This window comes from Bradyrhizobium zhengyangense (assembly GCF_022012435.1).
Lineage (GTDB): Bacteria > Pseudomonadota > Alphaproteobacteria > Rhizobiales > Xanthobacteraceae > Bradyrhizobium > Bradyrhizobium zhengyangense.
The window spans coordinates 108,627-123,697 of sequence record NZ_JAKLUA010000010.1 but is presented as its reverse complement, the minus strand read 5'-3'; the positions used below and the strand labels follow the sequence as shown (position 1 = coordinate 123,697).

Annotated in this window: 15 protein-coding genes; 8 read left to right on the top strand and 7 right to left on the bottom strand. The window is 62.4% G+C overall.

What is annotated here, in order from left to right; all coding sequences use genetic code 11:
• Positions 1–36 precede the first annotated feature (36 nt).
• The 5 genes from L6637_RS27180 to L6637_RS27160 form a co-directional block, all read right to left on the bottom strand.
• Positions 37–1,281: a sensor histidine kinase gene (locus L6637_RS27180; RefSeq protein ID WP_237872511.1), complete on the bottom strand. Its 1,245-nt coding sequence runs from the start codon at positions 1,279–1,281 to the stop codon at positions 37–39.
• Positions 1,282–1,638: 357 nt separating this feature from the next.
• A complete protein-coding gene (gene arcA, locus L6637_RS27175) occupies positions 1,639–2,901 on the bottom strand; it encodes an arginine deiminase (protein ID WP_237872509.1) in 1,263 nt (420 codons plus the stop codon).
• A 25-nt stretch (positions 2,902–2,926) separates the two neighbouring features.
• Positions 2,927–4,360, bottom strand: a complete 1,434-nt coding sequence (locus L6637_RS27170; protein WP_237872507.1) for a basic amino acid/polyamine antiporter — start codon at positions 4,358–4,360, stop codon at positions 2,927–2,929.
• Between the two features lie 143 nt (positions 4,361–4,503).
• Entirely contained in the window at positions 4,504–7,566 is a 3,063-nt protein-coding gene (locus tag L6637_RS27165; RefSeq protein WP_237872504.1) for an efflux RND transporter permease subunit, read from the bottom strand.
• A complete protein-coding gene (locus L6637_RS27160; RefSeq protein WP_377803180.1) occupies positions 7,563–8,618 on the bottom strand; it encodes an efflux RND transporter periplasmic adaptor subunit in 1,056 nt (351 codons plus the stop codon). The genes L6637_RS27165 and L6637_RS27160 overlap by 4 nt, the downstream gene beginning before the upstream one ends.
• Before the next feature lie 360 nt (positions 8,619–8,978).
• Here L6637_RS27160 and L6637_RS27155 point away from each other — a divergent pair, with 360 nt between their 5' ends.
• The 7 genes from L6637_RS27155 to L6637_RS27125 all read left to right on the top strand — a co-directional run bounded on the left by L6637_RS27155 (position 8,979) and on the right by L6637_RS27125 (position 13,736).
• Positions 8,979–9,464, top strand: coding sequence for a Na+/H+ antiporter subunit E (locus L6637_RS27155; protein ID WP_237872502.1), 486 nt, complete (start codon positions 8,979–8,981; stop codon positions 9,462–9,464).
• Positions 9,457–9,747, top strand: coding sequence for an MrpF/PhaF family protein (locus L6637_RS27150; protein ID WP_237872500.1), 291 nt, complete (start codon positions 9,457–9,459; stop codon positions 9,745–9,747). Before L6637_RS27155 ends, L6637_RS27150 begins: the two co-directional genes overlap by 8 nt.
• A complete protein-coding gene (locus tag L6637_RS27145; protein ID WP_237872498.1) occupies positions 9,744–10,037 on the top strand; it encodes a monovalent cation/H(+) antiporter subunit G in 294 nt (97 codons plus the stop codon). The genes L6637_RS27150 and L6637_RS27145 overlap by 4 nt, the downstream gene beginning before the upstream one ends.
• Positions 10,034–10,987 carry an MnhB domain-containing protein gene (locus L6637_RS27140; RefSeq protein ID WP_237872496.1) on the top strand — a complete coding sequence of 318 codons (954 nt, stop codon included), beginning with the start codon at positions 10,034–10,036 and terminating at the stop codon, positions 10,985–10,987. Before L6637_RS27145 ends, L6637_RS27140 begins: the two co-directional genes overlap by 4 nt.
• Entirely contained in the window at positions 10,975–11,316 is a 342-nt protein-coding gene (locus L6637_RS27135; RefSeq protein WP_237872495.1) for an NADH-quinone oxidoreductase subunit K, read from the top strand. The genes L6637_RS27140 and L6637_RS27135 overlap by 13 nt, the downstream gene beginning before the upstream one ends.
• A gap of 50 nt (positions 11,317–11,366) precedes the next feature.
• The gene (locus L6637_RS27130) at positions 11,367–13,088 is read left to right on the top strand and encodes a complex I subunit 5 family protein (protein WP_237872649.1); all 1,722 of its coding nucleotides are present in this window, start codon (positions 11,367–11,369) and stop codon (positions 13,086–13,088) included.
• A gap of 141 nt (positions 13,089–13,229) precedes the next feature.
• Positions 13,230–13,736, top strand: coding sequence for a DUF1269 domain-containing protein (locus L6637_RS27125; protein WP_237872493.1), 507 nt, complete (start codon positions 13,230–13,232; stop codon positions 13,734–13,736).
• 18 nt (positions 13,737–13,754) lie between these two features.
• Here L6637_RS27125 and L6637_RS27120 read toward each other — a convergent pair whose 3' ends face one another.
• Both L6637_RS27120 and L6637_RS42435 read right to left on the bottom strand, forming a co-directional pair.
• Positions 13,755–14,468: a Bax inhibitor-1/YccA family protein gene (locus L6637_RS27120; protein WP_237862813.1), complete on the bottom strand. Its 714-nt coding sequence runs from the start codon at positions 14,466–14,468 to the stop codon at positions 13,755–13,757.
• 203 nt (positions 14,469–14,671) lie between these two features.
• Positions 14,672–14,797, bottom strand: a complete 126-nt coding sequence (locus L6637_RS42435; protein WP_271604423.1) for a hypothetical protein — start codon at positions 14,795–14,797, stop codon at positions 14,672–14,674.
• On the opposite strand from L6637_RS42435, the gene L6637_RS42820 reads away from it, so the two are divergent.
• Positions 14,741–15,019 (top strand): hypothetical protein, encoded by a 279-nt coding sequence (locus L6637_RS42820; RefSeq protein WP_377803186.1) that lies wholly within the window; start codon positions 14,741–14,743, stop codon positions 15,017–15,019. The genes L6637_RS42435 and L6637_RS42820 overlap by 57 nt on opposite strands.
• Positions 15,020–15,071: the final 52 nt, after the last annotated feature.

The window sequence follows — 15,071 nt, the reverse complement described above, 5'->3', positions numbered from 1 at the left end:
CAGGGTCATTCACACGGCGGCCCGGCTTGAACTGCTCTATTTTCGCTTGCCGCCGGTGTTCAGTGTTCTTCTTCCCTCATAGCGTTCTTGTGGTTCTCGTATGCCAGTGCTGGCCTTTCGCTTGTTGCGCCTGTTCGTCGTCAGTCCATGTGGAAACACCGCGCGAAGTATCGTGCCGGAGCGGCGCGCTGTCGTATCGGAGCAAATGTCGAGCGAACCTCCGATTTGCTGGAGTCTCGCTCTCATTGCGGGAATTCCAACGCCGATCGATATCGCCTTCGCGCCCGGCTTGGCGTGGTCCGCGTGAAGCCCGCACCCGTTGTCGCTGATCGTCAGCCGAAGTTCGCTCTCGGCCACATCAAGGACGATACCCACTTCCGTCGCCTTCGCATGACGAAACACGTTCGTGAGGGCCTCCTGAACGACTCGCAGGATCGAGCGCTGCTTTTCGTAAGGCAACAGATCGACGTCTGACGCGATTCTGGTCGTGACCCGCAGCGACGTGCGCGCCGCGAAACCATCTGCGTAGTGCTCGATCGTGGCCTTCAGCCTCTCGAGCGTCAGATCCTGCGGATGCAGCAGATAGGCAAAGGCGCGAATTTCCCTCAGCGCTTCGTCGATCGATGCGTCGATCTCCTGGCAAAGCCGCTCGGCCCTCACCGGATCGCCCAGGCTCCGCCGGATTCGCATCAGGCCCAGGCTCGCAGCGATCAAATGCTGGCATGTCGAATCGTGCAGATCGGAAGCAATCCGCTGCTGGATATCCTCCTGAATGGACGCCAAATTGAAACTCGACGGCGTGCCCTCCACGCGTCCGGTCGCGTTTTCGAAGGCGCCATTGCGCACGAGGCGATGGCTGCCGATCAACCGGGTGGCCGTAGACCCGGTCAGGGGATCCGTGACCGGAACGATGGTCGTCTCCATATTCTGCCGCTGACTGCCGAATCCAAGACGATGACAAGTCCTGACCTCCGTTCCTTCTGCGAGACAGGTGCGAAGGGTTTTGCAAACCGTTCTGGCGTCTTCCTTGCTCAGGCAATCGGAGACGTCCATCTCCCGGATGGCTTCCGACGAAATACCGAGCTGAGCCTCAAACGCCGGATTGATCCCCTCATACACGAAGCCGCCTCCAGGCGAGGGACGTACTGCAAAGAGAAGATCGGCTGAGGACATCCAGTACAGGCGGTCGCTGGTATGTTCCGACCCAAGCCGCAGCCACTCCCTGACGCCCGGACGATCGATCTCGCTGGAGGAAGAGCTATGTGGCTTCACGGCACGCACTCACGTCCCCGGCGACGTTCGACACTGAATCTCAATATCGAGCGTCTCCTACCTGCCCAATTGGGCGAAGCGAACGAATGCGCGCCCGTGGGGCAACCGCTGTTATACACCGTTAGGTTGAAGATACAAATAAAGTTGCACTGCTGCAGGACCGAGTTCTCGAATCTGTGACATCCGTCAGGTTCGAGTATGCAGTTTGTGCCGCAGTCCGACAGTGAAATTCAAATGCGATGAAATAGACGCGCAAGTGCTGCAAATGGTCTTCGCGAACGATACGCGGAGATGGTGCGCTCCGCTGTATGCCGAAGCGGCGCGCGGCCGTAACACCCCAGCCGCGGCCGATCCCACGCGATCCGCCTAATAGTCCACCGCGTCCCTGGTAATCGGACAGGTCATGCAGTGTCCCCCTCCGCGGCCCCGCCCCAATTCGGCGCCGACGATGGTGATCACCTCGATCCCCTCCTTGCGCAACAGCGTGTTGGTATAGGTGTTGCGGTCATAGGCGAACACGACACCCGGCGACGCGCAAACCAGGTTGGCTCCGCTGTCCCACTGCGTTCGCTCGCGCATATAGGCGTTGCCGCCCGTCTCGACAACGCGCAGCTTCTTCAGGCCGAGCGATTCGGCTACGACGTCCACGAACGGCTTTTCGTCCTTCCGCAGTTCGATGCCGGTGGCATTGTTGGCCGGCCGATAGGAGTACGCCGTGATGTTGTTGACGATATCAGGATAGAGCAGCACGCAGTCGCGGTCGGCGAAGGTGAACACGGTGTCGAGATGCATCGCGGCGCGCAACTTCGGCATGGCAGCCACGATGATGCGCTCGGCTGCCTTCTGCTTGAACAGAGCCGCAGCGAGCTGGCTGATCGCCTGACGCGAGGTGCGTTCGCTCAACCCGATCAGCACATTGCCCTTGCCGATCGGCATCACGTCGCCTCCTTCGAGTGTGGCCAGTCCGTGATCCCTGGTCGGATCGCCCCACCAGACATTCACCTTCCCGGCGAAGTCCGGGTGGAACTTGTAGATCGCCGTCGTCAGGATCGGCTCTTCGTGGCGCGCAGGCCAATACAGCGAGTTGAGCGTGACCCCGCCGTAGATCCAGCAGGTCGTATCCCGCGTGTACAGCGTGTTCGGCAATGGCGGCAGCAGATACTCGGTCATGCCCGCGGCCTCGCGGACCAGCTTGAGCGTCTCGCCGCCATGTGCGTCCGGGAAATCATGGGTTGACACGCCGCCGATCAGCGTTTCCGCAAGGTCACGCGGCTTGAGGCCTTCGAGGTAGGAGCGAAGCTCGTCGACGAGACCAAGACCGACCTGGTCGGGAACGACCTGGTTGTCGAGAATCCACTTCCTGGCCTCGGGGATCGCGACCGTTTCGGCCAGCAGGTTGTGCATCTCGACGACGTCGACGCCGCGGTCGCGCATCTTCTGCACAAAGTCGAAGTGATCGCGCTTCGCGTTTTCGACCCACAGCACGTCGTCAAACAGCAGGGTGTCGCAATTCGACGGCGTGAGGCGCTGATGGGCGCGGCCGGGCGAGCAGACCATCACCTTCCTCAACTGGCCGACCTCTGAATGGACCCCGAACCGAGCCGAGGTGTCCGATGTCTGCTTTGCCATGGGGAGTCTCCCGGGTGTTGCCTGCTCAAATGGTGATGTAGCCAGTGACCAATCCGTGGATCCCAACAGCAGCGCCGGCTGCGACTGCGACGAAGATGCCCCACTCGACGGCGGTAAAGACCTTCGCCTTCTGCTCGAAGCGTGCCCAGAAATACAGTGCCGTGCCGGGGGCGTAGAGAATGGCGGCCAGCAGCAGGTATTTCATTCCGGCTGCATAGATCAGGAACAGCGTGTAGATAACGGCAATGCCGGTGAAGATCATGTCGCGTCGGCGCTGGTCAGGACGCTTCTCGTAGGTCTCGCCCCGCCTGACCAGCAGGAGACCGTAGGCGGCGACCAGAAAAAACGGGATCAGGTTCATGACGCTCGTCAAATTGAGCATCAGCGCAAAAGCGTCCCGGGACCAGTAGGTGCTGATGACGAAGAGCTGGACGATCACATTCGTCAGCCACAGTGCCGCGGCCGGGACCTTGTTCGCATTCTCGGTGCCGAACAGGGCAGGCATGTCCCTGGTCCGGCCGGCCGCCGAGAGCACCTCGGCGCAGATCAGGGACCATGCAAGATAGGCCCCGAGCACCGAGACAAGCAGCCCGATGCTGACGAAGACCGCGCCCCAATGCCCGACCACCGCCTCGAGCACCGTCGCCATGGACGGCTGCCGCATCTCGGCGATTTCCGCGCGGGGAAGCACCGCGTAAGGCAGCATGGTGACGAGCACCATGAGACTGGTGACGATCACAAAGCCCAAAATCGTCGCCGCGCCAACGTGGGATCGTTCCTTGGCGTAGCGTGAATAGACGCTGGCGCCTTCGATCCCGAGGAACACGAACACCGTGACCAGCATGGTCGCGCGGATCTGGTCGAAGAGACCCTTGTCAGGCATGCCTTCGCCGCCCCAGAAATTGGCGCGGAACATGTCGCCTTTGAACGCAAACACGAGAATGACGATGAAGACCAGGATCGGCACGATCTTGGCGACCGTGACGACGGTGTTGATTGCCGCGGCTTGCTGCACACCGCGCAGGATCATGAAGTGAAACAGCCAGATCCCGACCGATGCCACGATGATCGCGACGACGGTATTGCCGTCGCCAAACACCGGAAAGAACGCGCCCAGCGTCGATTTGATCAGGACCCAATAGGAGACGTTGCCAATGCAGCTTCCCGTCCAGTAGCCGAGCACGGACAGGAATCCCGGATAATTGCCGAATCCTGCCTTCGCATAGGCATAGACACCGGCGTCGAGATCGGGTTTTCGTTCCGCCAGCGACTGGAAGACGCGGGCCATTGTGTACATGCCCCCGCCGGCAATGCACCAGGCGAAGATGGCGCCGAACGGGCCGGTGGCGATGCCGAAGGTGCGGGGCAACGAGAAGATGCCCGAGCCGACCATCGAGCCGACCACCATCGCGGTCAACGCGAACAGAGAGAGCTTTTGGATTGACGGCGTCCCAGTCATGGGAAGACCTCGCGACACGCGGGTGCGCTACATCCTGGCCGATAGACTAGCCCGGTCGCTGCACCATGCGCCTTGGGGGGAGCCCGGAATATCGGGTGATCACCTAGTCGAGGGCCGGGATTTCCCTCGCCGGAAACAACGGTTCAAGACGGCGACGCTGCAGGTGCCCCGGCGCGTTCCTTCTCGCCGAAACAGGCCACGTACATTGTCGGCAGCAGGACCAAGGTCAGGACGGTCGCAACCAGCAGGCCGCCCATGATGGCAACGGCCATCGGTCCCCAGAATACGGTTGGAGCAATCGGGATCATGCCGAGAACCGTCGATACCGCCGTCAGCATGATAGGACGGAAGCGGGAACTACTGGCATCCACCGCCGCTTCCCAGGGACTCTTGCCCTGCGCGCGCTCCGCATCGATCTGGCCAATCAGGATCACAGCGTTCTTGCAGATCATGCCAAGCAAGGCGAGAACGCCCAGAATCGTGACAAAGCCCATCGGTCTGCCGGAGAGCAACAAGGCGGCGACGACGCCGATCATGCCGAGTGGCGCCACGCTTGCGACCATCAATAGCCGCGGAAAGCTCTGCAACTGGACCATCAGAACCGTGAACATGACGAACAGCATCATGGGCACCACGGCGAGTACGGACGCCTGCGATCTCCGGCTTTCTTCCACGGTCCCGCCGACGACCACTTCGTAAAAAGCGGGTAGCGTCTTTCTCAACCGTTCGATGGCTGGCGATAGAGCATCCACCACCGAATTCGGCAGCGATCCTCCGTTGATGTCGGCACGCACTGTCAACGTCGGAACGCGGTCGCGTCGCCAGATCAGCGGATTTTGCTGTTGAAATTCGAACGTCGCAAACTGGCTGAGCGACACGGTCCTTCCACCAGGCAGCGGCACTTGAAGCGTCCGCAGATTGGACAGCGAGATGCGCTGTTCGTCGACTGCGCGGGCCACCACGTCGACCAGATAGACGTCGTCGCGAACCTGGGTGACGATTGCGCCTGAAATCACGGTGTTCAGCACGGTCGATATCGCCTGCGAGCTCAGTCCGAGACGACGCGCTTCATCCTGATCGACGCGAATGCGCAGCTCGCGCGCCGGCTCCATCCAATCGAAATTGATGCTCTTGGTCCGGGGATCGGAAGCGAGGATCTGCCCTACCTTGAGAGCGAACTCACGTACCTGCTCGACATCGGGTCCGCTCACGCGATATTGCAAGGGCCATCCGACCGGCGGGCCGAGGCCGAGCGGCGAAACCGACGCGACCGCAGCCGGAAATTCCTCCGCGAGCAGACGCTCCAGTTTCACATGCAGGCGCTCGCGCGCTGCAACGTCCTTTGCCACGACGACCGCCTGTGTGAAGAAATCGTTCGGAAGCTCTGCGTTGAGTGGAAGATAGAAGCGGATTGCACCACGTCCCACATTGGTGCTCCAGTGATGCACGTCCGGGTCGCCGGCCAGAGCCGCGTCCAGACGCTTCGCTGCGGCTTCGCTGGCAAAGATCGATGCATTCTGGGGCAGGCTGAGATCCACAAGCAATTCAGGCCGGTCGGACGACGGAAAAAACTGTTGCGGTATCAACGGAAGCGCGAGAACGGAGGCGACGAAGAGCGCCAGCGAGACCGCGATCGTCAACCATTTGGCGCGCATCGCCAGCGTGAGACAGCTCCGATAAAGGCGGAATATCCTGCCGGGCTCAGCGGAGTTCTTCTGCTTCGGTGGAACAAGAATGAGCACGCCCAGCAACGGCGTGAAGATCACGGCAACGAACCACGACACGAGGAGCGCGATCGCGACGACGGCAAACAGCGAGAACGTATATTCGCCGGCCGAACTCGCCGCAAAGCCAACCGGAATGAAGCCCGCGATTGTCACCAGCGTTCCAGCGAGCATGGCAAAGGCGTGGCTGCGATAGGCGAACGTCGCGGCGTCGACCTTGCTGTCGCCTTGCGCCAGCCGAGTGAGCGTTGCATCGGTCGTCGTCATCGCATCGTCGACCAACAGTGCGAGCGCGATGATCAGCGCTCCCAGCGATATCCGCTGCATGTCGATGCGGGCCATCTCCATGATTGGAAATACGATGGCCAGCGTCAACGGGATGGCAAGCGCGATGATAAGGCCGGGACGGATTCCGAGGCTGATGAAGCTCACGACCATGATGATGGCGATGGCCTGCAACAGCGACGTCATGAATTCGCCGATCGCGCCTTCGACTACAACGGCCTGATCGGCGACGAGACTCGGCTCGATTCCAATCGGGAGGTCGGCGGTGATCTGCTCCATCACCTTCTTGATGTTCCTGCCGAGTGCTAGAATATCGCCGCCATCGCGCATGGCGATGGCCAGCCCGATAGCGGGTTGGCCATTGACCCGGAACATCGGTTGCGGCGGGTCGACATATCCCCGCCGCACCTGCGCGATGTCGCTCAGGCGAATGGTGCGACCGCCCGCGACGAAGTTGACGGCGGCAATGTCCTGCTCCGACTGAAAGCTGCCTGAAACCCGAACGGAGATGCTTTCCTTGCTGGTCTGGATCATCCCGGCCGGATGGACGATATTTTGCGCTTGTAGCGCGGCGAGCAGGGCCGTCCGATCAATGCCCAGGGTGGCAAGTTCCTGCTTGGGGAATTCGACGAAGATCACCTCATCCTGTGCGCCCATCAACTCGATCTTCGACACGTCCGGGATGCGAAGCAATCGGGAGCGGATATCCTCGACACGGTCGCGCAACTCCCGCTGGGTGAAGCCATCGCTGGTAAAGCCGTAGACGATACCAAACGTGTCACCGAAATCGTCATTGAAGCCTGGGCCGATGACCCCTGAGGGTAGGGTATGGCGCATATCCCCGACGCTCTTCCTCACCTCGTACCAGGCATCGGAAACCTGCCTTGCGTTCGCGCTTCCTTCCAGGTTGACGAAGATCGTGACCAGTCCTGCCCGGGTGGAGCTGCGCAGGAAGTCCAGATGGGGGGTCTGCTGCAACTGACGCTCGAGCCGTTCCGTCACCTGCTTCATTGTTTCTTCAGCCGTTGCCCCCGGCCAGGCCGCCTGAACGACCATGGTCTTGATGATGAACGAAGGATCCTCGTTTCGACCAAGCCGGAAATACGCCAGGGCCCCCGTGATCACGGCAACCATCATGACATAGACGACGAGCGAGCGATGCTTGAGCGCCCATTCGGAGAGGTTGAGTCCGGTCATGGCTCTGACCCGAGCACGCGCACCCTCTGGCCCGGATGCAGGGCCTGAACGCCCGCGGTGACGATAATCTCTCCGGCATCCAATCCTTGCGAGACAGTCACCTGTGCTTGGTCGAAGCGCAGGATTTCAACGTTGCGTGCAGCCACGACGTTCGTCGACGGGTCGAGAATCCACACGGCCGGCTGTTGGTTGATCCGCGTCAACGCGGTTGCCGGTATGTCGATCGTCGGCCCGGAATTGATTTCGACTCGGCCGTTGACTGTCGCGCCGAGCCGCATCGCCGCCGGCGGATCCGTCAAACCGACCTTGACCTCAAACGTGCGGGTAACGGCATCGGCTTGCGCTGCGATCTGACGAATACGGCCTTGTGCCGTAACGTTGGGATCATCCGTCAGGCTGACCGTGACCTGCACGCCTGCCGGCGCCGATCTCACCATCTGAGCGGGAATGTCGAAGACGGCGTCGCGGCCGTCCTGTCTGGCGATCCTTGCGATCATCTGCCCGGCTTGAACGACCTCGCCGGCGGGTGGCCCGGTCGCGATGATCTTGCCTGCCGCGTCGGCTCGCAGTTCGGTGAAGCTGACGAGATCGTGCGCAGAACTTAACTGTGCCTCCGCCGCCTCGACCTGCGACTGGGCCGTTTGCCGCGCCTGCGTTGCCGCCTCGAAATTGGCGCGCGTGGTCCATCCCTGCGCCAACAGTGTCTCCTGGCGTTCGTAATGGTTGCGCGCCTGCGTCAACTGGCCCTGCGCGGCGGAAAGAGCAGCCTTCGCCTGCCGCAATCCGCTCAGCTCGTTTTGCGGCTCCAGTTCGGCCAGCAATTGCCCGGCCTCAACCCTGTCACCAACCTTGATGTCGTTCGCAAGCAGGCGTCCCGAAATCCGGAAGGCGACGCTGACTTCGTCCTCAGCCTCCACGCGGCCTGTGAAGGTCAATGGCACGAGGCTCTCGCGCTTCTCGATCGTCGTGGTCCGGACCGGACGCGGCGGCGATTCCTTGGTTTCCGTATCGCGTCCACACGCTGCCAGGATCAGCGCGGAGGCCGCAACCATCAGGATTGGTGCAAAGACTTGCCGAGATGTCGTTCGGCGGTTGCACATGATCATCAGCCCCTCAACTTGCGGAAATGTTGCCGACCAGGCTTTCCCGAGGTTGGGGATTCCGCGGGCTCTCCCGTTGGTAGCTTTGCCCAAGGGATCGGTCGCACACATCGGTAAATCTACCCGGTGTGGCTGGATGCAATCGCGGCTAACAAGACGCAGACAAATGACGGCGCGCGCGCGTGAACAACGCGCTCCGGCGACGTTTTAGGGAATTCCCGACACCCAGTCAGGCGATCACCCGATATCGCAGGTGCGATCAAGAGCGCAACGTTTCGCGCGCAATGGTAGGATCCTCAGGGGAGACGAGAAGTGCGTGCGCACGTCGCAGCCCGAGTCAGCGTGGCGTCCCGCGCGGCATGGTTTCTTTGCCTTTGGCTCGTCCTTGCCGGCGCCACCCTCGATGACGTTCCCGCTGCAGCGACCGCTGTCGGCGCGGCAACCTGGACGAGCCTGCGTTTCCTGGCGCCTGGCAGCTCGCGGCTCTCGCCTCGCGCGCTCGGCCGGCTGGTGTTGCTCTTTCTGTATCACTCCATCGTTGCCGGAGCGGACGTCGCAAGGCGCGCGCTCGATCCGCGGCTGCCGCTGCGCCCCGGATTTGTCGCCTATCCAACCGGCCTGCCGCCTGGTCCGCGTCGCAATGTGTTCGCAACGCTCACCAGCCTGCTTCCTGGCACCGTGCCTGCGGGAGATCAGAACGCGCAGATCTTCTATCACTGCCTCGACGTCGAACGGCCCGTGATTGCGGAGCTTGCTGCGGAGGAGGAGGCCTTGGTTCGAGCGCTTTACAATGACTGAGTTTCTGACCGCCGCGGTCGGCTTCATCCTGGCCATGTTGGCGCTTGGGCTGGTGTCGATCCTGCGGGGCCCAGGAGACGCCGACCGTGTGATGGCGACGCAGTTGATCGGAACCGGAGGTATTGCGGCGCTGCTACTGCTCGGCACTGTCGCGGGCGTCCCTGCGGCAGTCGACGTGGCGCTGACTTTGGCGCTCTTGGCAACCTTCGCTTCCATCGCGTTCGTCAAGAAGGGGCTTTCCCGGTTCGAAGCCGACGGGACCGCATCAACGGAGAACGAATGAGCCTTGTGCGCGACATGATAAGCATTGCGGCCGTGTCGGCGGGTGCGTTCTTCTTTCTGGCCGGTACCGTCGGTCTACTTCGCTTTCCCGATACGCTGACGCGCCTGCACGCGCTCACCAAGGCGGACAATCTTGGCCTGGGTCTCGTCGTGCTCGGATTGCTTCCGCAAGCAGATAGTCTTCGAGACGCGCTGAAGCTGGTCAGTATCTGGCTGCTCGGGCTGCTCGCAGGCGCGACGGTCTCGCAACTGATTGCGCGCGCCGCGCGCCAAGGCGGATCGATCAGATGAGCATCGCGACGGCTTTCGAAATCATGCTCGCTGCGGTCTTGCTGGGCCTCGGCATCTGGACGATTGTGGTTCGCGAGACCTTTTCGGCGACGGTCGGTTTCGTTGCCTATGGACTGCTGGTCGCGCTCATCTGGGTACGTCTCGATGCTGCTGACGTCGCACTGACCGAAGCGGCGATCGGCGGAGGGCTCAGCGGCGTCTTGCTGTTGGGTGCGGCCGCGCGATTGCGCGATGCCGAACCGATGGCGGAAGCGGCGCCGGGCAAATTGCTGCGGGCAACCGCGGCAGCGCTGTCGGTGCTGACGACCGCAACTCTCGCCGGCACGGTCCTGCTGCTGCCCGATCCTGCTCCGTCGCTTGCTCCAGCTTCTGTCGCAAATGCCTGGGCAACAGGCCTGTCCAATCCCGTGACCAACGTTCTGATGGCGTTCCGGGCGATGGATACCATGCTTGAGAAGGTCGTGCTCGTGCTGGCCATCGTCGGCGTTTGGTCGCTTGCACCTGATAGCGCTTGGGGCGGCCGTCCGGGGCCACGCCACCGGGCCGATCCATATGGTGTTCTCGCTTTTCTTGCACGCCTGCTGTCGCCTGTCGGCATTGTCGTCGGGATCTATGTCTTCTGGACTGGCGCGAACCATCCCGGCGGAGCTTTCCAGGGCGGCGCGATTCTCGCGTCGATGTGGCTGCTGGCCACCATGGCCGGGTTGGCGGACGCGCCACCCGTGAGCAGCCGACCTCTACGGCTTATTCTGGTGGCCGGCTCCGGCCTGTTCCTCATCGTCGGCCTCGCGGGCCTTCTGTTCGGCGCTGCATTCCTGTCCTATGCGCCGGCGCTGGCCAAGCCCCTGATCCTCGGGATCGAGGTCGCGATGGTTCTGACGATCGCGACAACCCTCGGCCTGCTGCTGTCAGGCGCGCCGGAACGGAGCGCGGAGCCATGGGCACCGTGACGGTGTTTGGACTGTGCGCTGCTGCCGTAGTCGGACTTGGTCTCTACGGCGTGATCGCCAATCCGCAGCCCCTCCGCAAGATCATCGCCTTCAATCTGCTTGGCAGCGGCGTATTCCTCCTGTTTGGCGTGATTGGGCGGCGGGGAGCGGTCGCAGGGATAGGCAGTGATCCGGTGCCGCAGGCCTTGGTGATTACTGGCGTGGTGGTCGCGTTCTCGGCGACCGCCCTGGCCATCGCCTTGCTACTGCGGCTGTTCGACACTGCCGGCCCGGCCACGCTGGATAGCGACGCGCCGACGAGGCCGCGCCCCGATCGGTTTGGTGGTTGATGCCGGCCCCTGCGACCTTGCTGGCGACGACCGCGGATGGCCATCTGTTGGTGCTGTCGATCGTTGTGCCTGTCGCGGGCGTGCTGTTGTCGTTCGTGCTGAGCGAGCGCTACGTCCGGCAGATCGCCCTTGCCGTCATGCCGGTCGGAGCGGCAATCGCAATGGCCATTCTCCTTGCCTTGCCGCGAGGCGATGGCTTCATTGTCTATCTTCTTGGCGCCTGGTCGCCGCCGCTGGGAGTGGCGTTGCGCGCGGACGGATTGTCTGCGGTGATGCTCGCGGCCACGGCGATCATCATCTGTGCGGTCGGCGTGTATGCAGCGGCCGATTCTCCTCCTGCAGCAGGAAGCCGGCGGGTACCATTCGCATTTTGGGTTCTGTTGATGGCGATCTGGGCAGCGCTGAACACCATCTTTGTCGGCGGCGACCTCTTCACCCTTTACGTTGCCTTGGAACTGCTGACATTCGCGGCGGTGCCGTTGGTCTCTCTCGAGGGCCGCGCGGACACGCTTCGGGCCGCGTTGCGCTACCTTCTGTTCGCGTTGGTCGGGTCGGTCTTCTATTTGATGGGCACCGCTCTGCTCTATGGCCTCTACGGTACGCTCGATATCTTGCTGCTGTCGCATCGCGTCTCCGCGGAACCCGGCGTGCTTATTGCGGCGGCGCTGATGACGTCCGGCCTCCTCGCAAAGACCGCGCTGTTTCCGCTGCACCTCTGGCTGCCGCCCGCTCACGCCGGTGCCCCGGCCGCAGCGAGCGCAATCCTGTCCGGACTGGTCGTGAAGGGATCGTTCTTCATCCTCCTGCGGCTATGGTTCGACGTGCTGCTCGCCTTGCCGGGCTTTGCCGCTGCACAGATTTTGGCAACGCTGGGGGCTGGCGCGATCGTGGTGGGGAGCATCGTCGCCCTGCGGCAGGACCGGCTTAAGCTGCTCGTCGCATATTCGACATTGGCCCAGATCGGGTACCTCTTCCTACTGTTTCCACTCGCCCTCGATGGTCAGGGCCGACTCGACACCGGACCGGCGCTGGCAGGTGGATTGATACAGGCGATCTCCCACGCCACTGCGAAAGCGGCGATGTTCATGGCAGTCGGGTCGATCTACGCCGGCCTGGGCCATGACCGCATCACCGGGATCGGCGGCACCGCGCGCGCTCTGCCCCTGAGCGTCATGACCTTCGCGTTGGCCGGCTTCGCACTGATGGGACTTCAGCCGGGCGGTGCTTCGCTGGCGAAGGAATTGCTGCTCCTGGAGACTGCGAGGACGGGACAGTGGTGGTGGGCTGGCGCGCTCCAGTTTGGCGGGATGTTCACGGCCGCCTATGTCTTGCTGGTACTTGTCCACGCGCTTTCGCCTCCGGATCAGCCGGTTGCCCTCGCGGCGAGGCCGCGACGCGGCAGCGATTTAGCGGCACTTGCCTTGGCGCTCTGCTCGCTGTTGCTTGGCCTGCTGCCTTGGCAGCCGTACTTGCCGATCCCGTATGCTCTGGAATCGAAGCTGTTTGGCGTCGAATCGCTCGTCAAATCGCTCATAACCGTGCTCGGAGGTACCGCGCTCGCGATCCTGCTCAGTCCCTGGCCACATCCGCTCGTCGGTACGATGGCCTGGAAAGATCTGGCGAGGGTGCTCGGTCCTTTCCGGCGCGCGGGTCTGGGGCTTGGCGGCCTTGTCGAACGGGGTGATCGCGTCCTTCGTCAATGGCCGGTGGCCGGCATCTGCATGCTCGCCGTAACGGTGCTGCTCGCTGCTTCAATGTTTGGAGCGGATTGAACGGATCGGAAAAACATCCGGCGCGCCCGGGGTTTTGTCGGATGCCGGGTCGGCGGCTCACGCTCTATTCTTGATCTCGCTCTGTGCGGTCGGGGCCAGTCGGCCCTGAGCGGACCTGCCCCAATGGAAACGGAGGTCTCAATGTCCGATCTCGTCGCGATCGTGTATCCGTCCGAAGCGAAAGCCGAAGAGGTACGTCAGCGCCTCCTCAAATTGCAGAAAGAGTATCTGATCACGATAAGCGACGCCGTCATCGCCGTGAAAACGGAGTCCGGCGGCATCAAGCTCAATCAACTCGTCAACACGACGGCGATGGGCGCGATGACCGGGAGCTTCTGGGGTCTTCTGATCGGCGTGATTTTCCTCAATCCGATCCTTGGTGTCGCGGTCGGCGCGGCATCCGGCGCACTCGGCGGCGCGCTGACCGACTTCGGCATCGACGACGCCTTCATGAAGGAGCTGTCTGGCTCACTGCACACCGGCAACGCCGCCCTGTTCGTCCTGATCAAGAATATGACCGCCGACAAGGTGCTGAAGGAGATCAAGGACGCCGGCGGGACGGTGCTGAAGACGTCGCTGGACGATGCCAAGGAACAGGCTCTGCGCGACGCGCTCGCAAGCGCCGCCGCGGAGCGGCCAGCGGCCTGAACGGATGCCTTCAGCCGTTCAGCGCCGGCCGCCGAGCAGGCGTAGCATCATCATGAACAGGTTGATGAAGTTGAGATAGAGCGACAGCGCCGCAATAACCGACTTGCGGCCTGCCGAGGTTTCATCGTCACCGGCATCGTACATCGCCTTGATCCGCTGCGTGTCGTAGGCCGTAAGCCCGGCGAAGACGCCGACGCCTACGACCGAAATCAGCCAGTCGAGTCCGGTTGACTGCAGGAAGATGTTCACGAGGCTCGCGATGATGACGCCAATGAGCCCCATGAACAGGAAGGTGCCGAGGCCGGAGAGGTCGCGCCTCGTCGTGTAGCCGAAGACGCTGAGCGCCCCGAACGTCGCGGCAGAGATGAAGAATACGCGTGTGATCGAAGCGCTCGTATAGATGTGGAACAAGGTCGAGAGCGATACGCCGACCAGCGCTGCATAAATGAAGAACAGCAGGCGCGCCGTTGATACCGAAAGCGTGTTGATGCGCGCGCTGATGAAGAACACCAGTGCCAGCGGCGCCAGGATAAAGACCCACATCAACGGGTTCTGCAGCAACGCCGGGCCGGTGAGCTGGTAGGTCAACCACGCGGCGACAGCGGTGAGGCCGACACCCGCAGCCATGTAGTTGTAGATGCGCATCATGTAATTGCGCAATCCGGCGTCCACCGCAGTCGTGCCGCCACCGATCGCGCCTGATCTCGAAAGGTTCTGATCGAAGTTGGTCATAGCTTGCCTCCTCCTGAACTCGCGGAGCCCGGCCAAGCTAGCCTCCACACCCGCGCGACGGCATCGGACAATCACCCGAGTGCCGGTGGCGAAAACCACGTATGCGGCTGCAACCGCCCGCGGCCCCGCCCTTCGCGGCAGCCATCCCGCTCATTACCAATGCGCAATCCGGCGCCGTTTCTCATCCCTTTGGTGTAGGTCTCTTACGGCTTTGTCACTTGGAAGCCGGCCGCGATCCGGCTTAATTCGGCGGCATGCGCTTCTTCTTCCATATCGTCGACAAATACGGTCTTTGTCCCGATGGCATCGGATGTGACCATGTCAATCATGACGCAGCCGTTCTGCACGCCCAGCGGATCGCCGCCGAGCTCGCGAAGGCCGGCGAATTCTTCCGCGCCGGTGTCGTATTCGTAGCTCGTGCCGCTCTTCCCGGATCGCCATCATGCTGTCGCGATGAGGGCCCGGCTGCCGCGCCGCCAAGATCTGATGGCCGCTCACAGAGCTCCGGCACGGGCCGATTTCCGGCTCTGGCTTCTACAGAGAATCCCTGATGTCCGAAGGTGAGGGGTGCCTCTAGGCTCTTCACCGGGATTGGCCGGCATC